The 26,174-nt window shown below is 71.1% G+C and carries 23 protein-coding genes and 1 pseudogene; 11 read left to right on the top strand and 13 right to left on the bottom strand.

The features are described 5' to 3' along the window. Nucleotides 1–60 precede the first annotated feature (60 nt). A complete protein-coding gene (locus ABZ562_RS20370) occupies nt 61–333 on the bottom strand; it encodes a cation transporter (RefSeq protein ID WP_361481331.1) in 273 nt (90 codons plus the stop codon). Nucleotides 334–510: 177 nt separating this feature from the next. On the opposite strand from ABZ562_RS20370, the gene ABZ562_RS20365 reads away from it, so the two are divergent. Next, entirely contained in the window at nt 511–1,470 is a 960-nt protein-coding gene (locus tag ABZ562_RS20365; RefSeq protein ID WP_361481328.1) for a hypothetical protein, read from the top strand. A 385-nt stretch (nt 1,471–1,855) separates the two neighbouring features. Here the strand turns inward: ABZ562_RS20365 and ABZ562_RS20360 are convergent, their stop codons facing one another. The 3 genes from ABZ562_RS20360 to ABZ562_RS20350 all read right to left on the bottom strand — a co-directional run bounded on the left by ABZ562_RS20360 (nt 1,856) and on the right by ABZ562_RS20350 (nt 4,522). Beyond that, complete coding sequence (locus ABZ562_RS20360; RefSeq protein WP_361481326.1) at nt 1,856–2,275, bottom strand: DUF3592 domain-containing protein; 420 nt, start codon at nt 2,273–2,275, stop codon at nt 1,856–1,858. A 198-nt stretch (nt 2,276–2,473) separates the two neighbouring features. Further along, nucleotides 2,474–3,094 (bottom strand): hypothetical protein, encoded by a 621-nt coding sequence (locus tag ABZ562_RS20355; protein WP_361481323.1) that lies wholly within the window; start codon nt 3,092–3,094, stop codon nt 2,474–2,476. A 54-nt stretch (nt 3,095–3,148) separates the two neighbouring features. Beyond that, the gene (locus ABZ562_RS20350) at nt 3,149–4,522 is read right to left on the bottom strand and encodes an MFS transporter (RefSeq protein WP_361481320.1); all 1,374 of its coding nucleotides are present in this window, start codon (nt 4,520–4,522) and stop codon (nt 3,149–3,151) included. A 284-nt stretch (nt 4,523–4,806) separates the two neighbouring features. Between ABZ562_RS20350 and ABZ562_RS20345 the strand changes: the two genes are divergently transcribed. Further along, on the top strand, nt 4,807–6,051 hold the full coding sequence (locus tag ABZ562_RS20345) for a CoA transferase (RefSeq protein ID WP_361481318.1): 1,245 nt from the start codon (nt 4,807–4,809) through the stop codon (nt 6,049–6,051). Continuing rightward, nucleotides 6,048–6,914, top strand: coding sequence for a citryl-CoA lyase (locus ABZ562_RS20340; protein ID WP_361481315.1), 867 nt, complete (start codon nt 6,048–6,050; stop codon nt 6,912–6,914). The genes ABZ562_RS20345 and ABZ562_RS20340 overlap by 4 nt, the downstream gene beginning before the upstream one ends. A 31-nt stretch (nt 6,915–6,945) precedes the next feature. Here the strand turns inward: ABZ562_RS20340 and ABZ562_RS20335 are convergent, their stop codons facing one another. Both ABZ562_RS20335 and ABZ562_RS20330 read right to left on the bottom strand, forming a co-directional pair. Continuing rightward, nucleotides 6,946–7,743 (bottom strand): IclR family transcriptional regulator, encoded by a 798-nt coding sequence (locus ABZ562_RS20335; protein ID WP_361481312.1) that lies wholly within the window; start codon nt 7,741–7,743, stop codon nt 6,946–6,948. A gap of 48 nt (nt 7,744–7,791) precedes the next feature. Then, nucleotides 7,792–8,052 (bottom strand): annotated as a pseudogene (locus ABZ562_RS20330) (response regulator transcription factor); the annotation flags it as partial. Nucleotides 8,053–8,067: 15 nt separating this feature from the next. Between ABZ562_RS20330 and ABZ562_RS20325 the strand changes: the two are divergent. Together ABZ562_RS20325 and ABZ562_RS20320 are read left to right on the top strand one after the other, a co-directional pair. Continuing rightward, complete coding sequence (locus ABZ562_RS20325; protein WP_361481621.1) at nt 8,068–8,844, top strand: ABC transporter permease; 777 nt, start codon at nt 8,068–8,070, stop codon at nt 8,842–8,844. 159 nt (nt 8,845–9,003) lie between these two features. Then, complete coding sequence (locus tag ABZ562_RS20320; RefSeq protein ID WP_361481309.1) at nt 9,004–9,891, top strand: alpha/beta hydrolase; 888 nt, start codon at nt 9,004–9,006, stop codon at nt 9,889–9,891. A gap of 204 nt (nt 9,892–10,095) precedes the next feature. On the opposite strand, the gene ABZ562_RS20315 is transcribed toward ABZ562_RS20320, so the two are convergent. Beyond that, complete coding sequence (locus tag ABZ562_RS20315) at nt 10,096–10,314, bottom strand: EF-hand domain-containing protein (RefSeq protein ID WP_055551323.1); 219 nt, start codon at nt 10,312–10,314, stop codon at nt 10,096–10,098. Nucleotides 10,315–10,636: 322 nt separating this feature from the next. Between ABZ562_RS20315 and ABZ562_RS20310 the strand changes: the two genes are divergently transcribed. Then, nucleotides 10,637–11,731 carry a serine hydrolase domain-containing protein gene (locus ABZ562_RS20310; protein WP_361481305.1) on the top strand — a complete coding sequence of 365 codons (1,095 nt, stop codon included), beginning with the start codon at nt 10,637–10,639 and terminating at the stop codon, nt 11,729–11,731. Nucleotides 11,732–11,856: 125 nt separating this feature from the next. On the opposite strand, the gene ABZ562_RS20305 is transcribed toward ABZ562_RS20310, so the two are convergent. The 4 genes from ABZ562_RS20305 to ABZ562_RS20290 all read right to left on the bottom strand — a co-directional run bounded on the left by ABZ562_RS20305 (nt 11,857) and on the right by ABZ562_RS20290 (nt 15,736). Then, nucleotides 11,857–13,437: a multicopper oxidase family protein gene (locus tag ABZ562_RS20305; protein WP_361481302.1), complete on the bottom strand. Its 1,581-nt coding sequence runs from the start codon at nt 13,435–13,437 to the stop codon at nt 11,857–11,859. Nucleotides 13,438–13,531: 94 nt separating this feature from the next. Then, complete coding sequence (locus ABZ562_RS20300; RefSeq protein ID WP_361481299.1) at nt 13,532–14,002, bottom strand: hypothetical protein; 471 nt, start codon at nt 14,000–14,002, stop codon at nt 13,532–13,534. 131 nt (nt 14,003–14,133) lie between these two features. Then, a complete protein-coding gene (locus tag ABZ562_RS20295) occupies nt 14,134–14,688 on the bottom strand; it encodes a CGNR zinc finger domain-containing protein (protein ID WP_361481296.1) in 555 nt (184 codons plus the stop codon). A gap of 1 nt (nt 14,689) precedes the next feature. After that, complete coding sequence (locus ABZ562_RS20290) at nt 14,690–15,736, bottom strand: alpha/beta hydrolase (RefSeq protein WP_361481293.1); 1,047 nt, start codon at nt 15,734–15,736, stop codon at nt 14,690–14,692. A 310-nt stretch (nt 15,737–16,046) separates the two neighbouring features. Here ABZ562_RS20290 and ABZ562_RS20285 point away from each other — a divergent pair, with 310 nt between their 5' ends. The 3 genes from ABZ562_RS20285 to ABZ562_RS20275 all read left to right on the top strand — a co-directional run bounded on the left by ABZ562_RS20285 (nt 16,047) and on the right by ABZ562_RS20275 (nt 20,325). Beyond that, complete coding sequence (locus tag ABZ562_RS20285) at nt 16,047–18,257, top strand: MMPL family transporter (RefSeq protein ID WP_361481290.1); 2,211 nt, start codon at nt 16,047–16,049, stop codon at nt 18,255–18,257. Nucleotides 18,258–18,376: 119 nt separating this feature from the next. After that, nucleotides 18,377–19,648 carry a sensor histidine kinase gene (locus tag ABZ562_RS20280; protein ID WP_361481287.1) on the top strand — a complete coding sequence of 424 codons (1,272 nt, stop codon included), beginning with the start codon at nt 18,377–18,379 and terminating at the stop codon, nt 19,646–19,648. Further along, nucleotides 19,645–20,325, top strand: coding sequence for a response regulator transcription factor (locus ABZ562_RS20275; RefSeq protein ID WP_361481284.1), 681 nt, complete (start codon nt 19,645–19,647; stop codon nt 20,323–20,325). Before ABZ562_RS20280 ends, ABZ562_RS20275 begins: the two co-directional genes overlap by 4 nt. 50 nt (nt 20,326–20,375) lie before the next feature. Here ABZ562_RS20275 and ABZ562_RS20270 read toward each other — a convergent pair whose 3' ends face one another. Continuing rightward, nucleotides 20,376–22,622: a family 2 encapsulin nanocompartment cargo protein terpene cyclase gene (locus tag ABZ562_RS20270; RefSeq protein ID WP_361481281.1), complete on the bottom strand. Its 2,247-nt coding sequence runs from the start codon at nt 22,620–22,622 to the stop codon at nt 20,376–20,378. A gap of 150 nt (nt 22,623–22,772) precedes the next feature. After that, nucleotides 22,773–24,191 (bottom strand): family 2B encapsulin nanocompartment shell protein, encoded by a 1,419-nt coding sequence (locus tag ABZ562_RS20265; RefSeq protein ID WP_361481278.1) that lies wholly within the window; start codon nt 24,189–24,191, stop codon nt 22,773–22,775. Nucleotides 24,192–24,640: 449 nt separating this feature from the next. On the opposite strand from ABZ562_RS20265, the gene ABZ562_RS20260 reads away from it, so the two are divergent. After that, nucleotides 24,641–25,222: a DJ-1/PfpI family protein gene (locus ABZ562_RS20260; RefSeq protein ID WP_361481275.1), complete on the top strand. Its 582-nt coding sequence runs from the start codon at nt 24,641–24,643 to the stop codon at nt 25,220–25,222. Between the two features lie 115 nt (nt 25,223–25,337). Then, nucleotides 25,338–25,928 carry a hypothetical protein gene (locus ABZ562_RS20255; RefSeq protein ID WP_361481272.1) on the top strand — a complete coding sequence of 197 codons (591 nt, stop codon included), beginning with the start codon at nt 25,338–25,340 and terminating at the stop codon, nt 25,926–25,928. Nucleotides 25,929–26,174 lie beyond the last annotated feature (246 nt).

Below are 26,174 nucleotides of genomic sequence, written 5' to 3'. Positions count from 1 at the left end.
CACGTGAAGGAAGGGTGGCGGGGCCGTGGCCGGGGCGGCCCCGCCCCGGGTTGCGGCAGGTCAGCCGTCCGCGCGGCCGGCATAGCCGTAGCCGGCCTCGTCGACGGTCGTGGCGATCAGCTTGTCGAGCGCCTCGTCGGGCACGGTGGTGGTCGTGACGGTCACCAGGCCGGTGCCGGTCCCGACCTGGACGGATTTGATGTCGTCGAGGGCTTCCACGGCCCTGGTGACGACGCCCTGGCAGTGAGCGCTGCCGACGCCGTTGACCTTGTAGACGACCGTGCTCTCCGAGGTGGTGTGGCAGCTTCCGTCAGGGGTGCAGCAGTCGGACATGGGTTCCTCCGGACTCGGTGACAGTACCCCAGGGGGGTATGTGTGAAGACTCCGTCCTGTATACCCCCTGCCGGTATGATGCGCAAGGTCCGACCCGTGCTTGACATGATACCCCTTGGGGGTATGTTGACGTGCGGAAGGCCGCATCACGGGCGGCCGGGAGACGAGGAGTGCGCCATGAACACCGGACTGCGGATCACCGCCTTCGCCGCCGCGCTCGCCGCGACCTTCGGCACCGCGTACGGCGTGGGCAGCGGGGTCGGCGAGATCTCGCCCGAACCCGCGAGCTCGACTCACGGTGAGCACGCGGACGCCGCGCGCCCTGGAAGGGGCGGCGGTCATGAGGGAGGCCACGACGGGGGCCGGGCGGCCACCCCGCCCGGAGGTCTGCAGATCTCCGACGGGGGTTACACCCTCGACCTGAAGACCCCGCGCCTTGAGGCCGGCGAGCGCGCCGACCTACGCTTCGCCGTCGTGCGGAACGCGTCGGGACGTCAGGTCACCGACTACACCCGGGAACACGACAAGGAGCTGCATCTGATCGTCGCTTCGCGCGACCTGGCGGAGTACCGCCATCTGCACCCGGCCCGGGCCGCCGACGGCACCTGGTCCACTCCCGTGGACCTGCCCCGGGCCGGCGGCTACCGCGTCTTCGCGGACTTCAAGCCCAAGGGCGGGGAAGCGCTGACGCTCGGCGCCGACCTCGCCGTGTCCGGAGCGTACGAGCCGAAAGCGCTGCCCGCGCGCGGCACCACGGCCGAGGCCGACGGATACGAGGTCGAGCTGGGCGGCGGCCTGACCCCGGGCAAGGCCGGTGAGCTGACGCTGACCGTCGCCAGGAACGGCAAGCCGGTGCGCGACCTCCAGCCCTACCTCGGCGCCTACGGCCACCTGGTCGCCCTGCGCTCCGGCGACCTGGCCTACCTGCACGTGCACCCCAACGGCGAACCGGGCGACGGCGAGACCGAGTCCGGCCCCGGCATCTCCTTCACGGCGACGGCGCCGAGCCCCGGTGCGTACCGGCTGTTCCTGGACTTCAAGCACCAGGGCAAGGTCCGCACGGCGGCCTTCACGGTGCACACGCGCGGCGCGGGCGAGCAGGCGGACAGCACCCCCGAACCCGAGCACTCGCACTGACGGGCCGTGACCAGCGCCTTGGTGACAGCGACCGAGTCCGGCAGGGCCTACCCGGCGCCGAGGACGGAGGGGTGGTGGCCAGGCGGCGCCAGTGAGACGCCGGGTCTCGAGGTCGAGCACGCCGATGACGCTCTCCACCGTGGCGGCCAACGTGCGGTCGGCGCGCCGGAGTTCCTGGGTGACCCGGCCGGTCTTCTTGTCGGCGCCGTCGTACGTGAACACGCAGGTGACGTCCCTCCACCGGGTCGACGCCGGCCTCCCGTACGCAGGTCCAGCGGCATGGTTGGCGGTCACACCGCACATCATTCCCGGTCGGTGCCGAGCGTGTCGTGGCTTTGCGCCGACCGAGCCGCGCGTCGGCGCCGACGCGCGGGGCGCGCCTGGTCTACGAACGCCGCCGCCTCGCCACGGCAATGCCCGTTCCGATACCCGTGATCACCAGCCCGAGCCCACCGAAGATCAGCGGCAGCAGCCACAGCGAGACGAATCCGTTGATGCGCGCGTCACCGGGGGAATCGGCGCGGTACAGCACCTCGACCCGGTCACCTTCGTCGTAGGACGGTGGATTGGAACCCGTCGAGCTCCGGAACGTCCTCGAGGTGCCCTCCGCCGACGTGAACTCGACCACCGGGTACGCCGCGGGCTTGTTGCTCTGCGTCGCCTTGCGGGACGCGCCGCTGCTGTCGTTCCGCCACTCCAGCGCCACCACCGTGCCCTGGGCGCGCTTCGCGTCCGTCAGGAACGAGACCGACACCCCCGCCAGGATCAACCCGATGACCAGGAACACCGCTCCGAAGGCGATCACCCCGACGATGATCCACCGGCTGGCACCCTGCCCACGCTGACGCACCTGAACCCGCACGAAATGTCCCCCTCGCTCATCTGGAATGAGAGGACGCTATCCCAGGCACCCGGTCGCCGTGCTCCCGCCCCCCGCGCACGGTCCCGCGTCCGTACCCAACCGGCCTCGCATCCGTGTGCCGCAGGTCAACCGGTCGCCGCGTCAGGTCCTGGGGCGCACCCGGATGCCGGCCCGGTCGTACGCGCCGTACGTGATCAGGTCCTCGGCGACGAGCAGCACCACCCAGGACTCGCCCCGCTCCCACACCAGGCACCTGTTCACCGTCTCCTCCTCCCCGAGGGGATCGCACTCGCCCTCGGGCAGCGGGTCGCCGAGCCGGGCGCGGAGCATCCCGGACACCTGCTCGTACTGGGCCGCGAAGTCCTCGGCCGTGGCCTCGGGGTGCACATCCGCCCGGCTGTGGAAGGGGCCGAACTCGTTGTCCCACTCCTCCGGGTCGCTCGGATCGGTGAAGTACGCGAAGGGGTGTTCCACGAAGCAGCCCGTCCGGCACCCGGGGTGCTCGCAGACCACGGTGGGGTCCGGTCGGCGGCGGCACCCGGGGGCTTCCCCGAGCAGCAGCCACCAGTCGTCCACCATCTCCTCCCCGCTGATCCACCAGGGTTCTTCCCAGCCCACGCCCGGCGCCCCGGGGTCCGCGCCGGCGCACCAGCCGTTGCGCGCGAAGGCGTCCTCGAACGCCTGCCGGCTCCAGGGCAGGTCCGCGAGTTCGATCACGCGGTCCACCAGGGCGTCGTCGAAGGGCAGCAGTTGCATAGCCATGGAGGAACGCTATCCGGCCGGGTGAGGCCGGTGTCCGGTCGGAGGCGAAGCCGCTCAGCGCGTCTTCTGGAGGCCGATCGGGCCGGTCGGGGCGGTCCCGTCACCGGGAGTGTGCCGGGTCTCGCGGGCGAGGCCGACGGTGACGATGGTCAGCGCGCTCATGAGGGCGATGAAGAGGACGACGCCGGTGATGCTGTGGTCGAACCAGAGCAGGAGGGCGGAGCAGAGCATGGGGGCGAGCCCGCCGGTGAGGACGGTGCCGATGTTGTTGGCGATGCCGACGGCGCTGAACCGGACGCTGGTGTCGAAGAGTTCGGCGAAGAAGGCGGGCTGGGAGCCGAGGACGGCGGACTGGCCGATGCCGAGGGTGACGAAGAGCGCGGCCCAGATGGCCCACGTACTACCGGTGTCGACGATCTGGAAGAAGGGCCAGGCGGAGGCGAGCAGGAGGGCGGCGCCGAGGATGGAGACGGGGCGCCGGCCGATGCGGTCGGACAGGGCGCCGAAGAGGGGGACGGTGAGGAGTTTGACGGCGGCGATGGCGGTGATGCCGCTGAGGAGACCGGCGGTGGCCAGTCCGCGGTCGTCGGCGTAGGTGAGGGAGAAGGTGCCGAAGACGTAGTAGCCGGCGTTCTCGGCCGCGCCGGCGCCGATGACGATGAGCATTTCCTTCGGGTAGCGGCGCCAGGCGCTCATGCAGCGGCTTCCGGCGATGCGCCGGCGCAGGGGGAGTGCGGGGGCGGGCGTCTGAGGGGTGGCTTCGCGCTGGAAGTCGGCGGTTTCGGGCAGGGAGCGCCGCACCCACAGGCCGAAGAAGGTGAGGACGGCGCTGAGCAGGAAGGGGACGCGCCAGCCCCAGGAGAGGAAGGCGTCTTCGGAGAGCAGGCCGGTGATGACGGCGAAGGCTCCGGTGGACAGCAGGGTGCCGGTGCCGGTGCCGATGGCGGGCAATGAGGTCAGCAGGCCCCGCCACTTGGGGGGAGCGTTCTCGAAGAGGATGATCAGCGCTCCGGTCTTCTCGCCACCGGCGGCGAAGCCCTGGACGAAGCGGAGCGCCGTCAGCAGGATCGGTGCCGCGATGCCGATGTGGCCGTAGGTGGGCAGCAGGCCGATGCCCGTGGTGGCCGCGCCCATGAGCAGGAGTGTGGCGACGAGTACGCCCTTGCGTCCCTTGGTGTCCCCGCGTTCGCCGAAGTACGCGCCGCCGAGGGGGCGGGCGAGGAAGCCGATGGCGAAGGTTCCGAAGGCGAGGATCGTGCCCACCAGAGGGCTGCTGCCGGGGAAGTACAGCTTGTTGAACACGAGGCCGGCGGCGATGCCGTAGAGGGCGAAGTCGTACCACTCGACGGTCGTGCCGAAGATCGCGGCCAGGGCGACGCGGGGTTGGACCAGCGGCCGGCGGCCGGGCGGTTGCGTGGGTGTCGTCACTGCGGCTCCTTTGCCATGAATGCGTACCGTCTGGTGGTACCGACGTTCCGCTGTATGGTGCGGTGATGCTACGAAGGTGTTCGCCTCCTGGCAACAGCTAGCGCCGCGCGATCTCGCTCCTGGTGCGGCCGCCTCGGTGATTCTCGTGCGTACCGCCAGGTGGAACTCTTGTGCCGTAGTACGGTTCGATGGTGTGATGGGAAGCGCCGCCACCCCGTCGTTCCCGCCCCGCCGGACGTGGCCCGCATCCTGGCCACGCTCAACAGCCCTGGAGGGAAAGCCAGTTGACCTCGTACGACACCCAGGCCCCGCTCGGCGACCCCACCCCCCTCGCGTTGCTGGACGGCGTGCGCGTCCTGGACCTCACCAACGTCCTGGCCGGTCCCTTCGCCGGATACCAGCTCGCCCTGCACGGCGCCGAGGTCCTCAAGGTGGAGATGCCGGGGTCCGGAGACCTGGCCCGCCGGCTGGGCGCCGACCGTGAACTGAGCGAGGACCTGCTCGGGGCGTCCTTCCTGGCGCAGAACGCCGGAAAGCGCTCCCTCACCCTGAACCTCAAGGACCCGCAGGGCCGCGAGGCGCTGCTGCGCGCCGTACGCGAGTACGACGTGCTGATCGAGAACTTCCGCCCGGGCGTCATGGACCGGCTGGGCGTGGGCTGGCAGGCCCTGCGCGAGGAGAACCCGCGGCTGGTCTACTGCGCGATCTCCGGGTTCGGGCAGAGCGGACCGCTGCGGGCCCGCCCGGCCTACGACCAGATCGTGCAGGGCCTGTCCGGCATGATGAGCGTCACCGGCACCCCCGAGAACAGTCCGCTGCGTGCCGGGTTCCCCGTCGCCGACACCCTCGGCGGAATGGCCGCCGCGTACGCCGTCGCCGCCGCCCTGGTGCGCCGCGAGCGCACCGGCGCGGGGGCCTGCCTGGATGTGTCGATGCTGGAGTCGGCGCTCACCGCGATGGGCTGGGTGACGTCCAACTACCTCATCACCGGGCATCCGCCGCAGCCCATGGGCAACGAGAACTTCACCGCCGCCCCGTCCGGCACCTTCGCCACCGCCGACGGCCATCTGAACATCGCCGCCAACCGGCAGCGGCAGTTCACCACGCTGTGCCGGCTCATCGGCCGCGCCGACCTCATCGACGACGAACGGTTCGCCCACCCCGCGGACCGCAAGACGCACCGGGACGAGCTGCGCCACGAGGTGGAGAAGGGGCTGAGCCTGCGTACGGCCAAGGAGTGGGAGGACATCCTCTCCGACGCGGGCGTGCCCGCCGCCCGGGTGCTGTCCGTGCCCGACGCACTGGGGCTGGAGCAGCTGGCCGAGCGGGACTTCGTGCGCACCCTGCCCTTCCCCGGCGGGCGCTCCCGCCCGCTGCGCGTGCTGGGCAGCCCTTTCCAGGTCGACGGCGTCGCCGTCGACGACGCCACCCCGCCACCGGTGCTCGGCGAGCACACCGACCAGGTCCTGGCCGAACTCGGCTACGGCACGGACGAGATCACCGCGATGAAGGAACGAGGCACCGTATGAGCACCCCCGCCGGCGGCGCGCCGAACACCGAACCGCTGCCCGAGGTCAGCGACTGGTGGACCACCGCCGTCAGCCGCATCCGGCCCGGCGAGATCCTGCTGCGCGGGTACCCGGTGGAACAGCTGATCGGCCAGGTGTCCTTCGCGGACATGATCTGGCTCATGGTCCGCGGCGACCTGCCCACCCGCGCCCAGTCCCAGCTCCTCGAGGCCGCGCTGGTCGCCGGCGTCGACCACGGCCCCCAGGCGCCCTCCATCGCCGCCGCCCGCATGGCCGCCACCTGCGGACTGGGCCTGAACAGCGTGATGGCCACCGGCGTGAACCTCCTCGGCGACGTCCACGGAGGCGCCGGCCAGCAGTGCATGCAGCTCCTGGCCGACCTCACCCAGCGGGCCGGCGAGGACGGCGACCTCGACCGGGCCGCCGAGGACCTCGTCGCCGCCTACCGCTCCGAGCGCCGCCACGTCCCCGGCTTCGGACACCGCTTCCACCCGCACGACCCCCGCCGCGACCCCCTGCTCGACCACGTCGACCGGGCCGCCGGGAACGGCGACGTACCGGGCCGGGCGCTCCGGGCCGGTACCGCGCTGGAACGGGCCCTGGCCAAGGGCCGCCGTCCCGTCCCCATGAACATCGACGGGGCCACCGCCATCGTCTACAGCGAACTCGGCTTCGCACCGGAGATGGGCCGCGGCCTGTTCGTCCTCTCCCGCAGCGTCGGGATCCTCGCCCACGGCTGGGAGGAGAAGACGGCGGGCACCCGCATCAAGGGCCCCATCCCGCGCCGGCTGCTGCCCTCCTACGACGGGTCCGCACCGCGCGACCTGCGGCGCGAGGACCCCTCCTCACAGCGGTGCCCGTGAGACCGGTCGCCGCGCCCACACGAGGCTGACGTCAGATGGCGCTGCCGTTGAGGAAGCGCAGCGTCGACAAGTGCCCGGCAGCCTCGGTCAGCACCGGAACGAACGCCGCCACCCGCTCGGAGGTGAACCGGTTGCTGGGACCACCCAGGGCGAGAGCGGCCACGACCTGGCCGTCCTCACCGACGATGGGAGCGGCCACACCGGCCACCCCGTCCTCACGCTCCCCGTCACTGGACGCCCAGCCCTGCTCCCGCGCCGCCCGCACCCGGGCGGCCAGCACCTGCTCGAACTCAGCCCCGCGCCCCGAGGCTTCCGCCGCCGTCTGGACGAACTCCTGCGGACAGCCGATCAGCAGCACGTGCCCGGAGGCGCCCGCGCCCAGCGGCATCTCCTCTCCGATGCGCACCACATGCCGAAGGGGCTGAGTCCCCTCGTGCTGCGCCACGCACACCCGCCCCAGACCCTGCCGCACATAGATCCGGGAGGACTCACCGCCGGACCGCACCGACACCTCCCGCAGACAGTCCACCGCCTCCGGCGGCAGGCGCCAGGCATCCTGCGCCAGCGTCGCCCAGCGCAACAGCCCCGCCCCCGGGACCAGGTGCCCGTCACCGCGGTTCCACAGCAGACCCCGCTGCTCCAGCGTCGCCACCAGGCGCACCACCGTCGACTTCGCCAGCCCTGACGCGTCGATCAGCTCGCGTACCGTACGCGAGCGGTGGGACTCGTCGAACAGTGCGAGCAGGTCCAGGGCGCGCAGCACACTGCGCACCCCGTCCGTGCCCTCGCCGCCTGCCTTCTGCATGGGGCTGCCGCCTTCCTCGTCCATCTGGCGAATCTACGGTACCGCTAGATGGTACTGCGTGCCGAGGGCGGCCTACGCCTGCTCGGTGGCCTCGCCTTCGCCTGCGCTGACCAGCCCTGTCTCGTAGGCGACGATGACGGCCTGGACACGGTCACGGAGCCCGAGCTTGGCGAGGATACGGGCGACGTGCGTCTTGACGGTCGCCTCGGCCAGGTGGAGGCGGGCGGCCAGTTCGGCGTTGCTCAGCCCGCGGGCCAGCAGACCGAGGACCTCCAGTTCGCGCGGGGTGAGCGAGACGAGGTCGCGGTGGAGGGCGCCGGTGTCGCTGCCGCGCTGGGCGTTGTGTGGATGTCCGCGGTCGCCGCGGCCATCAAGGCCGCCGCCGGAACCGGGAAGTACTACGGAGCCACGACCGTACGGGCGACCGTGTCCGGCCTGACCGGCGCCATCGACGTGACCGCGTTCACCGGGGACGCCTCCTGGGGCGGCTACACGATGGTCTCGGGACGCTGGATCGGCCGGCCCGGCGAGGCCGTGGTCCCGACCCCCTTCCTGGCCGCCACCGGCACCCGCGTCGGCGACACCGTCACCCTGAACGGCCTGTCCGAGCCGGTCACGGTCCGGATCGTCGGCGAGGTCCTCGACCCCCGCAACGACGGCATGCAGGTCTTCACCGACGCCTCGACCCTCAGGGCCGCGCATCCCGCCCTGACGGAGACGAGCCATCACATCGCGGTCCGGTCGGGCATCGACGTGACCGGTTACATCGACGCGCTGAACAGGGACCTGGCGCCGCTGGAGGCCACCGCTCGGGTCGGCGGGCCCGACGCCGGCGGCGACATGGTCGTCACGCTCAACGCGCTGTCCGTGACCCTCACGCTGATGCTCGTCGCCGTCGCCGCGCTCGGCGTGCTCAACGGCGTGCTGCTCGACACCCGGGAGCGCGTCCGGGAGATCGGTGTCGACAAGGCGCTCGGCATGACCCCTCGGCAGACCATCGCCATGGTCCTCACCTCGGTCGCCGGCGCCCTGGGCGTGCCGCTCGGCGTGACCCTGCACGGCTGGGTCCTGCCCGCCGGCTGGGCCGCCAGGGCCCGGACCTCCACGGCCCTGCGCACCGAATAGGGCCACCACGCCGGGCCACACCGCGATGCGGAGCCGTCATTCGACATCATGTGGATCATCTGCCCATGATGGCAACGGACTTGAGCGGAGTCGTCCTCCGCTTCGAAATCCGGTTCTCACGGATCCCCCGTGTGCCACGCACGAGTCGAGGAGTACACCATGAGCACGATCGAACAGACCGTCGAGATCCCCCACCTCGGGGGCTCGACCATCGGGTACACCTTCGACAAGCCGTACGACCCCGCGCTCCCGACGCTGGTCCTCATCAACTCGTACACCACCTCGGCCGCGTTGTACCGGCCGCAGTTCGCCGACCCGGACCTCGGGTCCGCGGCCAACCTGCTGGCCCTCGAGCCGTACGGGCACGGCCGCACGAGGTCCACGTACCAGCACTTCACCTACTGGGACAGCGCGATCGCGAACCTGCAGGCCCTCGAGGCACTCGGGATCGACGAGGCCTTCGTGCTGGGAACCTCGCAGGGCGGCTGGATCGCGGCCCGCATGGCGCTGCTCGCCCCGGCCGTCGTGAGGGGACTCATCACGCTCGGTACGTCGATGGACTTCGAGAGCCCGCGCAGCCGCGACCTGGGGTGTTGGGACGGGATCGGGTTCAACACGCCGCTCGTCGACGCCCTCGCCGACCCGGTCGGCGAGGGCTGGGTCGTGCCGGACGAGGTCGTGGACGCCGTCCTCGACACGGCCCTGGGCGGCATCCCGGCCGAGGAGCGCGAGTTCTGGCTCACCACCTACCGCGCGAACTACACCGGTGACGCCGGGCGCCGCCGTCTGCGCCTCAGCACGGTGAACCTGCGGGACCGCGACGGCCTCCACGGCAGGCTCGACGACGTCCGCTGCCCCGTCCTGTGGCTGCACGGCACCGAGGACCAGGTGTACTCCGTGCCGAACGCCCAGGAGGAGATACGGATGTTCACCGGGTCCCCCGAGGCGCGCCTGGAGATCGTCGAGGGTGGTCAGCACTTCCTGAGCGCCTCGCATCCCGAGAAGGTCGACTCCGCGGCCATCGAATTCCTGAAGCGCTGGGCCTGAGCCCGAAGCCACCGGCGCCCCGCGAGGGAAGGGCTCGTGGTTAGGGGACGTGGCCGGCGCGCCACGCCCCCGTACGTCCCACCCGAGCCACCGGGCGGCGGGCCGGTGATGACGCGTTGGACCTGGCGACGGGGCGGTGGGCGCGGACGCCCCACCGTCGCCGCGGCGCGTGACGGCAGGACCTGGCTCGGCCTGACGGCGGTGTCAGCCGTTCATGGCCGCCCAGAACTCCTCGAAGGACATCTGGCGATCGCCGTTGGTGTCGAGCGAGTCGATCAGCCCTTGGGCCTGCGCCTCGGTGATCTCCGAACCCTCCAGCTCCGCCACGACCTTGCGGTATTCGTCCGCGGTGACCAGGCCGTCGCCGTCGACGTCGTAGCGCTCGAAGACCTTGCGCGCCGCCGTCTCCATGATGTCTGCCATGTTCTCCGCCCTTCTGCGATCTTCGCTGACGGGCCCAGGCTATCCGTCCGCCCGGAGCGCCACGGAGCCCGCCCAACCGGCCGGGGCGGAGGGGAGCGGCCAGACGCTTCTGGTTCTGCGAGGGTCGTCGGCCCGGATGCCTCGAAGATCCGGGCGTCCTCGCGGGCGATGACTCGGCGTGCCGCGCCCAGAACTCCTCGGTGGGCTCCGGCAGCAGCATCCGGGCGTTGAGCGTGGCCCAAGGGGTCGGCCAGTCCGGGGGTGAGTCATATACCCCCTCGGGGTATCATCCGCGGGAAGGTCGAACGTAGGGGTGGGCGAAGTGAACGTCGAGGGTTTCACCGAAGACGGGTATGACCCGGTGCGTCATGCGTTCCAGCGGCTGGTGGACGAGGGGCTGGAAACAGGGGCGGCTGTGTCGGTCTGGCGGGAGGGGCGCGAGGTCGTCCGGCTCCATGCGGGGTGGGCCGACGCGGGGCGGAGCCGTCCCTGGCGCGGCGACACCCTGGTCCAGCCCTACTCGCTGTCGAAGTCGTTCGTCACGCTCGCCGCCCTGGTGGCGGTTCGCGAGGGCGCGCTGACGCTGGACGAGCCGATCGCCAGGTACTGGCGCGCGTATGGGAGCCGTGGCAAGGAGCGGACCACTCTGCGCCACGTGCTCACACACCGGGCGGGTCAGCCGCGCTTCGGACCGGAAGCCGCGGGTCTCGACCTGCTGGATGACAGTGGCCTGCGGGAAAGCCTGGTGCGGGCCGCGCCGGAGTACGTTCCCGGGACGTCGCTCGGGGAGCACGCACTGACATACGGGCATCTGGTCGACGGCCTTCTGCGTGCGGGAGCCGGGGTGACGCTGGGGGAGATGTTCAACGATGTGGTGCGGCCCGCGCTCGGCCTCGACGCATGGTTCGCCGTACCGGATCAGGAACTGGGCCGCGTCGCCGACCTGGAGTACGCGGACCCGGACTGGCCGCGGCAACTCCACGCGGCACCATGGCTCCGGATTCCCGCCGGGGCCTTGGACACGGAACGGGTCAACTCCCGGGCTTGGCGGCAATCGGTCTTCGGGGCGGTCAACCTGCACACGACCGCGACCGCCATGGCCGCGTTCTTCTCCCAGCTCACCAGCCCTGACGGACCGGTACGAGAACTGCTGGGGCCGCGACTGCACAACGAGCTGCTCGCGTCCCAAGTGACCGGCCATGACGAGGTCTTCGGTACCGAGATCACCTGGACGCTGGGCTTCGTGCGGGACAAGGGCAAGATCGCCAAGGGAGGGATCGGTGGCTCCGCCGCCTGGTGGTCGCTCCGCCACCAGCACTCCTGCGCCTACCTGACGCGCCGACTGGACGATCACTCCCGGGCCGCCCGGATCGCCGTCGCTCTGGGCGACGCTTTGACCGTGGTCGGCGAGGACTGAGGATGCGCTTGACCGCCATGGCCCTGCCCGCCGCCGAGTCCGAGCACGGCGGCGGGCAGGGCCATGGCGGCCATGCGCGGGCCCGGCAGCGGCTCACCCACCGCCGCGAACCGGGCCTTGGACGCTCAGGACTGGTAGGCCACCAGTGCCATCATCCCGGACTCGCCGTGGTAGGCGTTGTGGCAGTGCAGCATCCATTGGCCGGGGTTGTCGGCATCGAAGACGACGGACACCTTCCTCTTGGGCAGCACGATGGTGGTGTCCTTGCGCGGGCCCGTGCTGCCGAGCTGGTAGGTGTGGCCGTGGAGATGCATGGGGTGCCACATGTCGGTGGCGTTGACGAAGTCCAGCCGCACCCGCTGGCCCTCCTCGATGCGCAGAGGGTGCGCGTCCGGGTTGCGCATGTCGAACCTCCTGCCGTTGATGGCCCAGTCGTACCTGTCCATGCCGCCGGTCAGCTCGATGCGGTGGACCCGGTCGGGCTTCTTCGAGGACAGCCGCACATCATCGGCGGCGCGCAGCTGGGACGCGCTCAGGATCAGGCCGTCCAGTTCCCCGGGGCGGACGGTCGGGGACGGCTTCCCGCCCGAGCCGGTGCGGACCAGCGCCATGGCGCTCGCCTTCTTGCCCTCGGCCATCGCGACCAGCGGGAAGACGCCGTCCTCGAGGGTGACCAGGACGTCGTAGCGCTCTCCCATGCCGATGAGCAGTGCGTCTGCCTGCCGGTGCTCGACGGGGTAGCCGTCGGTGTGGGTGATGGTCAGCTTGTGCCCGCCCAGCGCCACCCGGTACGCGGTGTCCGCGCCCGCGTTGATGATCCGTAGCCGCACTCGCTTGCCCGGTTTACCGGTGTAGACGTCCGGGTCGTTCGGGACCCTGCCGTTGACCAGGTGGTGGGGGTATTTCACATCGCCCGCGTCGCCGCCGAGGAGCCGGCTGTCGGCTCCCATGAGCATGAACTTCGCCGACATGCCGCCGTCGGCGGAGTCGGAGGGGGACGGCGACGCGCTCATCCCGTCCATGCCGCTCATGTCGCTCATACCGCTGTGGTGCATCCCGCCCATGCCTCGCTTGAGCTCCGCGAATGCCTCATCAGGGGTGCCGGTGACGCCGTCGAGCCAGTCGTCGAGGACGACGACCCACTCGTCGTCGTAGGTCAGCGGCTCCCTCGGATCCTCGACGATCAGCGGGGCGTACAGTCCGCGGTCGAGCTGGACGCCGACGTGCGGATGGAAGAAGTACGTGCCGGGGGTGTCGGCGATGAAGCGGTAGGTGAAGGTCGATCCGGCGCGGACCGCCCGCTGGGTGGCCGGGGGTACGCCGTCCATGTCGTTGCGCAGCGCCAGGCCGTGCCAGTGAACGGACGTGGTGGTCCCGCCCGGTAGCTGATTGGTCAACTCGGCGGCCAGGGTGTCCCCGGCCGAGAGGCGGATCTCGCGACCGGGGGCGCGCCCGTCGAACGCCCAGGTCTTCGCCATGATGCCGCCACCCAGGTCGAGCTTGACGGGTGCGGCGGTCAGGCTCCGCTGATGCACCCTGCCGGTGGACGGGCGCTTCTTCTCCACGCGGGTCACCGCGGAACCGGAGGGATCGATCAGACCCGGAGTGCTGCCGGAACCGGAGCTGTTGCCGCAGGCGGCGAGCGCACCGGCGCCGGCCGCTCCCAGTCCGGCCAGCAGGACGGATCGGCGATTGACGCTGTTCACAGAGGTGGTGTCCTTGTCTCGATATGCCGTTTCAGGTCGCATGCGGAGACGGCTCCTCGCCCTGTCGCCGGGCGGGGACGCCGTGGGGCGCGACCTAAATGCGCAAACGAGAAAGGACGGAGAGGACGTCGGGAGGCGCACGCTCGGCCGTGCCGGAGGCGCCGCGCTCGGAGACGGCGGCGTGCGGGGCGGCGTGGTGCTCGGCGTACGGCGTCGCGGTCGGCGCCGTGAGCTTCAGCGTGTCGACACCCGAGGCGGAACAGTGCTCCATGCCCGCGCCGCCACAGGCCGTCTTCCCGTCCCCGTACATGACCGGGTCGGCCCGGAGCGCCGACGTGGCGGTGGCTGACGCGGCACGAGCGTGGGCGTCGTGCCCGCCGGAGGGCATGGGCATCGGCATGGTGGTCATCACGTGTGCGGCGCTCGGCGATGTCGAGGTCATCGCCGCGGCCACCTGGTGGTGGACCAGGACGGCGAACGCCGCGAACAGGGCGACGACGGCAGCGCGTGCCCAGCGGACGCCACCCCTGCGGGGGCGGGTCAGCCGGAGCTTCCGCACGGTCATCGCTTCCACCTACGTTTCCTGTCAGCGGATGGCCAATATACCCGTGGGGGGTAGCGAGCCGTCCACCCCCTCCCGCATGAGGGTGAGCATGCGAGGCCGGGCCGTCGCCGGGGACGGCGGCCCGGTGCGGATCAATGGGACGTGGCGGGCCCGGTCTTCTTGCGGGCGCGGTACGCGGCCGCCTTGATCTTGTTGCCACAGGACTCCATGCCGCACCACTGCCGCCGCATGCCCCGCGAGCGGTCGATGTAGACGCGGGTGCATTCCGGGTTGCCGCATTCTTTGAGCAGCGGAACGTCCGCCCCGCTCAGCAGCTCGACGGCGTGGCGCGCCACCGTGGAGAGGGCTTCCTCCGGCGTGGCCTGTGTCCATCGCCCCGACCGCGTGAGCTGCGGCACGGCGGGGGGCTTGCGGGCCGCGTAGTTCACCACGGTCAGCGCCGCCCCGTCGTACTCCTCCCCGAGCCGGCGGGCGGTGGCCAGCTGGTAAATGGCTTCCCGTACGGTCGTCGCCTGCTCGACGTCGCTCTCCTTGCCGGGGGAGACCGCGTCGACGATGCCGGACTCCACGTACCACGCGTTCAGCCGGGCCGGCGTCGTGAACATCTCGAAACAGGCCGAGCGGCGCGCTCGGAGCGTTGCGGCGAAGTCGAGCGCCGGGTTTCCGCATACGAAAACGTGGTCCATGTCAGAAGTGGTCCACGTCGATGACGGCCTGGGCGAAGGCGGTGGGCGCCTCCTGGGGCAGGTTGTGGCCGACCCCCGCCAGGGTTCGGTGCTCGTACTCACCCGTGAACCTGTCCCGGTACGAGGCTCCGTCGTCCGCAGGGGTGAAGGGGTCCCGTTCGGGGTCGAGGGTGATGGTGGGCACCTCGATGACCGGTCGCGCGGCGAGCCGCTTCTCCAGTTCGTCGTAGCGGCGCTCACCGTCGGCGAGGCTCAGCCGCCAGCGGTAGTTGTGGATGACGATGTCCGCGTAGTCCGGGTTGTCGAAGGCCGCCGCCGTGCGTTCGAACGTGGCGTCGTCGAAGTCCCAGGTCGGGGAGACGGTGTCCCATACGAGCCTGGTGAGGTCGTGGCGCAGGGTCGCGTCCTCCATGGCGAGCCGGCCTCGCTCGGTCGAGAAGTAGTACTGGTACCACCAGGCGTGTTCGGCTTTGGCCGCCAGCGGCTTCAGGTTCGCCCGGAGGTTGGTGATGAGGTAACCGCCCACCGACACGAGGGCCTTGCAGCGTTCGGGCCAGAGCGCGGCGACGATGCCGGCGGTGCGTGAGCCCCAGTCGAAACCGGCCAGAACCGCCCTCTCGATCTCCAGGGCGTCCATCAGGGCGAGGACGTCGAGGGCGATGGCCGACTGCTGGGCATTCCGGGGTGTCCGCCCGGAGAGGAAGCGGGTCGTGCCATGGCCGCGCAGATAGGGGACGACCACCCGGTAGCCCTCCTCGGCCAGCAGAGGGGCGACGTCGACGTAGCTGTGGATGTCGTACGGCCAGCCGTGCAGGCAGATGACCGCGGGGCCGTGGGCGGGGCCCAGTTCGGCGTAGCCGACGTTCAGCAGACCGGCCCTGATCCGTTTCAGCCGCGGGAAGGCGGTGTGCGTTCCGGGGATGACCGTGGGGGCGGTCGGCGCCGCGGACGCGCTCCGCGTGGCGGCGGACGCGGCCTGCGGGCCGGTCAGTGAGACGGTGGCCGCGCCCAGCCCCAGGGCCTTGCTGAAACCGCGTCTGCCGATCATGTGCGTCACTCCCGGTGTCTGGTGAGCCGCCTTCTGTGATGACCGACTGTCCCATAGGGGTTCGTCACCGGTCAAGATGGTGACTTAGGCCATCACGTGGCGAATATGCAGGGCATCATCACCCTCTGAAGCGGTGATGGAGAGAGTGCGTGTGTGCCCGTCGGATCCGTCGTACCAGCGGTGGACCCGCTCGGCCCGGTCGTACTGCGTTCTCAGTAGCGACAACTGTCGGCAGGCGTACGACGACAGGGCGGCCCGCTCCCGGAGAGCCTGGGCGGACAGTCGGCACCAGATGTGGAGAGCTCCTGCCGTGGCTACATTCCTTTACCAAGTGGGCCGTCTGGCCTTCCGGCGACGCTGGTACGTCGCCCTGGTCTGGGCGGCCGTCCTGGCCGCCGTCGGGCTGGGCGCCCTCAAGTCCTCGGGAGCCACCGACGAGGGGTTCTCCATGCCGGGCATCGAGTCCCAGAAGGCGTTCGACCTGATGGAACAGCGCTTCCCCGGAGCCACCGGCGACGGCGCGACCGCCCGGGTCGTCTTCGTCGCGCCGAGCGGTGAGAAGGTCACCGCCACCGAGAACAAGCGGGCCATCGGAAAGGCCGTGGCCGACCTGGCCGACGGTACGCAGGTCGCGAGCGCCGTCGACCCGTTCCGGGCGAAGGCCGTCAGTAAGGACGGCACGACGGCGTACGCGGCCGTCACCTACAAGGTCGCGGTCGACGACCTCACCGATGCCAGCAGGGCCCAGCTGGAGCGGGCCATCCACACGGCCCAGGACTCCGGGCTGACCGTCGAGGCCGGCGGAAGCGCGATGGACGACGGCGGTGGGCCCGGCGGCGCGGCCGAGGTGATCGGTGTCGCGATAGCCGCCGTCGTGCTGCTGGTCACCTTCGGTTCCCTGGCCGCCGCCGGACTGCCGCTGCTGACCGCCGTCATCGGCGTCGGCGTGAGCATGGCCACCATCCTGACCTTGTCCGAGGCGCTGGGCCTGTCCACGACGACCGGCACCTTGGCGATGATGCTGGGCCTCGCCGTCGGCATCGACTACGCCCTGTTCGTCGTCTCCCGCTACCGCGAGGAGCGCGCCGAGGGCCGCGTGCCGCAGGAGGCGGTCGGTCGGGCGGTCGGCACGGCCGGTTCCGCGGTCGTGTTCGCCGGGCTCACCGTCGTCATCGCGCTGGCCGGACTCACGGTGGTCGGCATCCCGATGCTCACCAAGATGGGGCTGGCCGCGGCGGGCGCGGTGGTGGTCGCCGTACTGATCGCGCTGACGCTGGTCCCGGCGTTCCTCGGCTTCTGGCCGAACGCCGTGCTCCGGCGGCGCGCCCGCCGGAGCGGCCGCGTCGAGGAGAACACCGGGAACAACCGCGGCACCCGCTGGGCACGGTTCGTCCTGCGCCATCCGCTGCCCGTGCTGCTGCTCGGCGTGGTGGGCCTCGGGGCCCTCGCGATGCCGATGACGGACCTGCGGCTCGGCATGCCCGGGGACGAGGCCAAGTCGGCCTCCACCACCGAGCGCCGGGCCTACGACGCGCTCGCCAAGGCCTTCGGGCCGGGCTTCAACGGGCCGCTGACCGTCGTCGTGGACGCGAAGGGGGACGCCGACCCGAAGGGCGCCGCCGGGACGGTCGCCAAGGAGATCGGGCACACCGAGGGTGTCGTGTCCGTCTCCCCGGCCCGCTTCAACGAAGCCGGTGACACGGCCGTCTTCCAGGTCGTGCCGTCGACGGCGCCCACCGCCGAGAAGACCAAGGGCCTGGTCACGGCCATCCGGGGCGAGCGGCCCGGGATCGAGTCCGAGACGGGGGCGACCTTCGAGGTCACCGGCACCACCGCGCTGAACATCGACATCTCCGACAAGGTGCAGGGTGCGCTGATCCCCTACCTGGTCGTCGTGGTGGGACTCGCGATCGTGCTCCTGCTGGTGGTCTTCCGGTCCCTGCTCGTCCCGCTGAAGGCCGCCCTCGGATTCCTGCTGTCGGTGCTGGCCTCCCTCGGCGTGGTGGTCCTGGTCTTCCAGCAGGGCCACGCCGCCGGACTCCTGGGCGTGGAACAGACCGGCCCGATCATGAGCCTGATGCCGATCTTCCTGGTGGGCATCGTCTTCGGCCTGGCCATGGACTACGAGGTGTTCCTGGTCTCGCGGATGCGGGAGGCGTACGTCCACGGCGAGCGGCCCGGCCAGGCGATCACGTCCGGCTTCCGGCACAGCGCCCGCGTGGTGGTGGCCGCCGCGCTGATCATGATCGCGGTGTTCGCCGGGTTCGTCGGCGAGACCGACTCCATGATCAAGATGATCGGGTTCGGACTCGCCTCCGCCGTCCTGTTCGATGCCTTCGTCGTACGGATGGCCATCGTGCCCGCCGTGCTCGCCCTGCTCGGCGAAAGGGCCTGGTGGTTGCCGAAGTGGCTGGACCGGCTGCTGCCCAACGTGGACGTGGAGGGCGAGGCGCTCAGCCGCCGGCCGGAAGCGGACCTCGAACCGGCCGGGACGCCCGCCCGGGAAGTGGCCCGCACCTGATACGACCGCCCGGTTAACCCGACGCGGCTGCCCGTGCCGAACGGCACGGGCAGCCCCGGTGGAGGCGGGGCGGGCGCGGAACGGTCAGGATGGTCCCAGAGCAGCGACCGGAGAGCCCGATGAGCACCAGCTTTGAGCGTTACACGGACCGTTTCGAGCAGTACGCCGACCGCTACCCCCGCGTCGCCGACGTGGTGGTCGTCCTGGCGCTGATGGGGTGCGCGTCCCTCGGCAGCAATCTCACCCTGCCCGGCGCCGACCCGCCCGGCCAGGACAGGATGGCCACCGTCCTCATGGGCGTGTCCTGCCTCGCCCTGCTGAGGTACCGCAGCCATCCGCGCACCGCCGTCGTCGTGACCGCGGTCTGCACGGCGATCGCGATCGCGCTGGGGTACCTGCTCACCCCCCTGCTGCTGGGCCCCGTCATGGCGGCGCTCTACTGGCTGGCGACGCTCACCGACCGCAGGACCACACGCGTCTTCGGGGTCACCGCCATGGCGGCGCTGATGATCGCGTCAGTGGTCTCCGACTCCATGGACGGCCTGTCCCTGGTGCTCAGGACGATCGGGCCCTTCTTCTGGCTCCTGTTGCCGCTCGCCGCCGGCAGCATGACCCGGCTGCGGCGTGCCTACCTGGCATCGGTGCAGGCCCGCGCCGAACACGCCGAGCACACCCGGGAGGAGGAGGCCCGGCTGCGCGTCACCGAGGAACGGATGCGCATCGCCCGCGAGTTGCACGATGTCGTGGCCCACCACCTGGCCCTGGCCAACGCGCAGGCCGGTACGGCCGCCCACCTCGCGCTCACCAGTCCGCAGCAGACGAAGGACATCCTCACCGATCTGACCGGCACCACGTCCTCCGCGCTGCGCGAGCTGAAGGCCACGCTGGGACTGCTGCGCCGATCCGACGATCCGGCCGCCCCATCGCTGGAGCCGTCCCCCGGCCTCGCCCGCCTGCCCGAACTGGTCTCGGCGTGTGCGTCCGCGGGGGTCGCCGTCACGGTCACCACGACGGGAGAGCCCCGCCCGCTCTCGCCCGGGGTGGACCTGACCGCGTTCCGGATCGTGCAGGAGGCGCTCACCAACGTCACCAAGCACGCCGCCGCGGACTCCGCACAGGTGCGCCTCGCCTACTCCGGATCACGCCTGCTGATCACGGTCAGCAACGACGGCCCGGACACCGCCGGCGCCACCGGTGTGGCCGGCGCCGTGCCGAGCCGGGGCTTCGGCGTCATGGGGATGCGGGAACGCGCCCACACCATCGGCGGAGAACTCCGTGCGGGACCCCGCGCGGAAGGCGGGTTCGAGGTCGCCACCGCGCTGCCGCTCCAGCCCGCGCCCTCGGTACCCGAAGCCGCCGCCGACGTTCCAGCGGGAGGAGAGGCGTCATGACCATCAGGGTGCTGCTCGCCGACGACCAGACCTTGCTGCGGGCCACCTTCCGGATCCTGATCGACTCCTGCGAGGACATGACGGTGGTCGGCGAGGCCTCGGACGGCGCGGAGGCGCTGGAACTGACCCGCGCCCACCACCCCGACATCGTCCTCATGGACATCCGGATGCCGGGCACGGACGGTCTCGCCGCCACCTCGGCGATCTGCGCCGACCCGGAGCTGGCCGCCACCCGCGTCCTCATCCTCACGACGTTCGAGACCGAGGACTACGTCGCCCAGGCGCTGCGCGCCGGTGCCAGCGGCTTCCTCGGCAAGGACGTCACCGCCGACACCCTGCTGGCCGGCCTGCGCACGGTGGCCTCCGGCGAGGCACTTCTGTCTCCCGCGGCGACCCGCACACTCATCACGAACTTCCTCATGTCCCCCGCCCCCGGCGCCCATCTCGCGGCCCCGCGACGCCTGTCGGAGCTGACCGTCCGCGAGCGCGAGGTGATGGGCCTGGCCGCCGAGGGCAGGTCCAACACCGAGATCGCCGAGATCCTCACGCTCAGCCCGCTGACCGTGCGCACCCACATCCACCGCGCCATGATGAAGCTGGGCGCTCGCGACCGCGCCCAGCTGGTCGTCATCGCCTATCAGACGGGCCTGGTGCGGGCGGCCCCGCCCGCACCGTGACCGCGTACGCCGGCGTGCTCGCCGCAGGGCGTGGGGAGCACGCCGAGGCGTCACCGCCGTCGCGTGAGCGGGGGGAGGCGGGCGGCCGAGGTGCCCAGCCCGGTGGGGATGTCGAGACGGCGGTGCGGGCGCCCGGGGAGGTCGCGGCGCAGGTCCTCCTCCCTGTAGCGGCGGCAGCCCTGGTGCCAGGTGAGGATGCCCGACAGCCAGTTCTCCAGCTCGCGCACATAGCCGTCCAGGATGCGGCGGGCGTCCGGACCCAGCTTGAAGTCGTCGTAGACGACCGGGAGTTCATGCTCCGCGACATGTTGGAACTGGCGCATCCGGGAGGTCATCAGGTCGTGGACGATGCCGAGGGCGGTCGGGTAGTCGCAGTTGAAGAAGTTCTGGACGACCAGGACGCCGTTGTGCACCTCTCCCTCGTACTCGATCTCCTTCTGGTAGGAGAAGACGTCGTTGAGGAGGCAGGCGTAGTCGGCGGCGGCGTTCTCCAGGGAGCGCAACGGGCCGCTGCGGTAGATCTCGGGCGGGACCTGCTGTCCGTGGGCCAGCCGGCACAGGCTCATGGTGAGGTCGGAGCCGAAGGTCATCCGCCGCATCTCGATGTAGTCGACGGGGTCGGGGATGCGGTTCTGGGCCTGGTTGGCCAGTTCCCACAGCCAGCTGGAGGTCATGTCCTCGATGGCCGTACGGAAGGTACGGCGGGCCTGCGGGGTCATCGGGCCGGCGGTGCGGGTCCACAGATCGGCCAGGCCGCGCTCCAGCGCGTTGGCGGGGGCGGGCGGCGCGGAGCCGTCCACCGGCATGAAGGACGAGAGCCGCTGGTTGGCGGCCTTCGCCCCGGCCAGGTCCCGGGTGCGGCCGAAGACGACGGGGAAGTAGTCGTCCCCGTACGTGCCCCAGGTCAGCCAGCCGGAGGTGATGTCGAGCTGCCCGGGGGTGGCGTCGGGGTGGATGCCGGCCGCGCACAGGGGGAAGTCGAAACCGGCGAGCTTGCGCTCGGTCCAGATGTGCGAGCCGGGGATGCCGGGCTGGGCCTCCAGCATGCCCATGCGGTGCCCCCACTCGATCACGTTCCGCCGGGCGCCGTCCAGGTGCGGACTGAGCCGGGTGGTGAACGGCATGAAGAAGTCGGGCAGTCGCGAGGGCCCCACGCGCTGGTGCGGGACGTGGGTGAAGCTCCGCAGCCGGCCGGCCTCGGCCCGGCGGGTGGTCGTCAGCCCGATCCGCGCCGCCGAGGTGCCCAGGCCGCTCGGCAGCAGTGAGAACCCGCCGAATCCCGACGGGCCCGGGCCCCCCTCCGCCCCGCTCCCGTTCATGTAGCGGCTGGAGCGCATGTGCCACTCGTGGCCGCCCGACTGCCAGTCCTGCAGCCCCTTGACGTAGGCGAGGACGGCCGCGCACTGGTCCGGGCCCAGGCCGGTCTCGGCGAAGAGCGGAGAGAGCTCGGTGAAGACGGTGTTCTCGAACTGCTGGAGGCGGGAGGTGAGCAGGTCGTTGACGGCGTCGGCGGCCTCCTGGGTGCCGCAGCCGAGGAAGGTCTCCAGGACCAGCACGCCGTTGCTGTTCTCTCCCTCCTCCTCGACCTCGCGCTGGTACGAGAAGAGGTCGTTCCGCAGGTGCACGGCGTCGGAGAAGCTGTCCCGCAGCACCTGCAACGGGCGTGACGCGGCGACCGGTGCGGGCACCTCGGCCCCGATCGCGTACTCGACGAGCCCCGCCGACCAGGGGGCGCCGCCGACCTTGCGGCGCATCTCGATGTACTCGACGGGGTTGGGGATGCGGTGGGCGTTGATGTTCGACAGCTCCCACAACGACTCGTTGAGGAGGTTCTCGGTGCTCTCCGCGAACCGCGCCCGCCAGTTGGCCGACATGCTCGGCACCGTACGGGCCCACAGGTCGGCCAGACCGGCTTCGACCGGGTTCGTCGGCTCGGGGACGGCCGTGGCCGGGTCGGTCGGCATGAAGAGCGGCAGCCGGTCCAGGTACGCCTTGGCGCCCTCCCGGTCGTTCGAGTACTTGAATTCCTCGAGGAAGTGGTCGTCGAAGAAGAAGACCCACACGTACCAGTCGGTCACCAGGGAAAGGGCCGGGCCGGACGCGTCGGGGTGGGTGTAGGCGCACAGCAGGGCGTAGTCGTGCGCGTCGAGGTCCCGCTCCTCCCAGACCCCCGAGCCTTCGAGCATGCCCATCTCACGGGCCCACCGCTTCGCGTGCTGCCGCGCCTCCTCCAGATGAGGGTTCAGGCGCGCGGGGTGCGGCATGTAGAAGTCCGGCAGTTCAAAAGGCTGTGTCACGGGTGCCCGGCCCTTTCCTGAATGCGAAGCGTGCGGTCAAGCCGTGTCCGGCGGATCACGCCGGGGCGGGTGCGGGGCGCGCCTGTCCCGTGGCCGGTCGCGCGGTGACCGGCGCCCCTCGGGGGCGCACCCTGACCCGCCCGGCACTCTCTAGCTCTCGTAGTGGCCGATCTCGACGTCTTCGAGGATGCCGAGCGCGTCCGGCACGAGGACCGCCGCGGAATAGTAGGTGCTGACCAGGTAGGAGATGATCGCCTTCTCGTCGATGCCCATGAAGCGGGCGTTGAGGCCGGGCTCGATCTCGTCGGGGATGCCGGTCTGGTGCAGGCCGACGACGCCCTGGTCCTCCTCGCCCGTGCGCATGGCCAGGATGGAGCTGGTGCCGGCGGGGCTGACCGGGAGCTTGTTGCAGGGCAGGATCGGGATGCCGCGCCAGGCCGGCACCTGGTGGCCCTCCAGCTCCCCGCCCTGCGGGTAGAGCCCGCGCTTGTTGCACTCCCGGCCGAAGGCCGCGATCGCCTTCGGGTGGGCGAGCAGGAACTGGGTCTTGCGCCGCCGCGAGATCAGCTCGTCGAGGTCGTCGGGAGTGGGCGGGCCGCTGTGCGTACGGATGCGCTGCTTGAGGTCGGCGTTGTGGAGGAGACCGAAGTCGCGGTTGTTGACCAGCTCGTGTTCCTGGCGCTCGCGCAGTGCCTCGACCGTGAGACGGAGCTGCTGCTCCACCTGGTTCATGGGGTCGTTGTAGAGGTCGGCGACGCGGCTGTGCACACGGAGCACGGTCTGGGCGACGCTCAGCTCGTACTCGCGGGGGCTGAGCTCGTAGTCGACGAAGGTGCCCGGCAGGGTCCACTCGCCCTCGTGCCCCGAGGCCAGGTCGATGGCGGCCTCACCCTGCTTGTTCTGCGGCGGGCGAGCGGCGGAACGGACCGCCTCCAGGTGGGTACGCAGCCCTTCCGAACGGCCCTGGACCTCCTCGAACGCCGCCCGCGACAGACCCAGGACGGTGCACGCCGTCACCGCGCGCACCGTGAACTCCCACTCGCCGGCCGAGCCGGTCAGCAGCCCCTCGCCGACGTAGTCGCCGTCCGCGAGCACACCGAGGACGGTCGGGTCGCCGTACTTGCCGGTGCCCAGCTTGTTGCCCTTGCCGTGCGCGATGAGGACGACCTCGTCGGCCGGGCGGCCCGACTCCACGATGGTCTCGCCGGCGGCCACCTCCCGCTGCTCGAACCGCTCCGCCAGCGCGCCCAGGACCTGCTCGTCCGTGAAGTCCCGCAGCGGCGGCAGCTCACGCAGCTCGGCCGGGATGACCCGGACGTCCGTGCCGGTGGCGACGAACTCCACCCGGCCGTCGCCGAGCGTGTGGGTGAGCCGGCGGTTCACCCGGTACGTACCCCCGGAGACCTGCACCCACGGCAGCAGGCGCAGCAGCCACCGCGAGGAGAGGCCCTGCATCTGCGGAGGAGTCTTGGTCGTACTCGCCAGATTCCGCGCGGCAGCCGTGGCCAGGCTCAGCTGCGGCTGTGGGCCGTTCTGGTCGGCGGGGGGCGGGTCGAGCGGCAGAGACATGAAGGCGCCATCCATCCGTGAGTGGGGGAGGGGGGAACGACAGCGACGGCCGGCCGCCACTGCCGGGGCGCGGAAGTTGATCTTCGCCCACACCGGACCCTAACACTCCGCTTTCGGACGTCAACAAGGTGTACGGGAAGGGTAGTTTGCGGCGGAAGCGACTCGATTCCCGCCTGCGGCACACCGGTTGTGCGGCGGTGAGCGCGATCACCGACCACCGCGCGGCGTCGCGCTCGTGGCGGGGCGGCGGGGGCGAGTCCGGGACGGGCGGGAACTGAGCGACCGGCGCGACCGACTCATAGGACGAGCAGCGCTGCTCCCGAAGAGCGATGAGGGCCGGACGTGACGGGCGAGAGATGTCAGTCGCGATGGCCGGTCTCGGTTCGGTCGGGACCTTCGCGGCGCCCGCAGCGTCCACGGACGCTTCACCAGTCAAGGAGACGAAGCCGATGCCTCTACGTGTTCGGATCCTCATGTACGACGGGGTCGAGGAGCAGGACGCCATCGGGCCGCGTGACGTTCTCGGCCACGCCGCGCGGGCGGGCGGCCAGGTGGAGACGACTCTGGTGCGGCCATCGGCTCCTGGCGAGGTGACAGGCTTCTTCGGCACGAGAATCACGGTGCCGACCGCGTGGGAGCCCACCGACGCCGATCTCCTGATCGTGCCGGGCGGCGGCGACCAGCTGATGCGCGATCCAGATGTCCTGCGGAACCTCGTACGGGCGCAGCAGGCCGGAGTCACCGTCGCCGGTATCTGCACCGGGGTCATGCTGCTGTCCGCGGCAGGCTTGACCGCGGGCCGTCCGTGCACGACGCATCACCTGGCCAAGGCCGAACTGGCCGCCCGGGGAGGCAAGGTGATCGACGCTCGAGTCGTCGACGACGGGAACCTGGTGACCGCGGGTGGTGTCACCAGTGGAATCGATCTGGCGCTGTGGATGATCACCCGCGAGTGCGGAGCATCCGTCGCCCTCGGCGTCGAGTCCGTCATGGAGTACGAGCAGCGCGGTGTCGTCTGGCGAAGCTCCTGATCGCCGCCGCATTCCGCATCCGACGAATTCCTGGGAACTCGAGGCCACTTTCGGCCCGACTACCTGAAAGACACCTTATCGCCCGATGAATTCCTTTCGCACGCAGGGAGCCCGTATGCCGATGAACCGGCCGGTCACCACCGCTCTGGCCGCAGCCCTCCGTCTGCTCACAGCGGCATGCGGCGGCTCCTTCGACGACGGCAAGGCGAACACGAACCCCGAGCGGATCTTCGCTCCGCAGGGTGACTACGGCCGCTACCAGTGCATCCGCCCCTGCACCCGCCGGACCTGGCCCATCAAGCCGGTCATCGAACGGCTGCTGGTCGCCCTGGATGCTGAGCGCGGCACGATCACCGACCCCACGACCCCGCCCGCCCGCCCGAACTGCGGCGGCGAGGTCTTCCCCCACGTCCGCGTCGGCCCGGAGTTCATCGACGACCAGCTCATGCCCGCCGGACACCGCCTCACGCGCTGGCTCCGCTCCCTGCCCGCCGCCGCGCACCTGCTGGTGCTGGAGATCGGCGCCGGATTCAACACCCCCGGCGTCATCCGCCGGCCCGCCGAGCGTGTCACCCACAGCCGGCCCCACACCTCTCTGATACGGATCAACGACGGGCACCCGGAGGTCCCCGGCCGCCTCGCCGGCCGTGCCCTGTCTCTCGCGCACCCGGCGGACCGGGTGATCACCGCGCTCGCGCGTACGTAGCCGCACGTGTGGCACTCGAACCGCCTCGCACCCGAGCGCGCGACCGGCCCCGCTGGACACCTTGGCGAGGCCGGCCGGAACTGCGAGAGGTGATCGTGGTCGCGCGGCAGGCTTCCAGGGGGTGTCGTGTGGATCAGGCCGGGCTCCCGATGCCGCTGTGACATCAGCCGCTGCCGCGGCGGGCGGCACCTCGCGGCCCCGCGCTCGTCGCACGCAGCGCCGCCGCGCTCTCCTCACGCGGGTTGC

The sequence above is a fragment of the Streptomyces sp. NPDC019937 genome (assembly GCF_040631655.1).
Classification (GTDB): domain Bacteria; phylum Actinomycetota; class Actinomycetes; order Streptomycetales; family Streptomycetaceae; genus Streptomyces.
The sequence above is the reverse complement of the archived record's forward strand: the minus strand, read 5'-3'. Positions and strand labels throughout refer to the sequence as shown.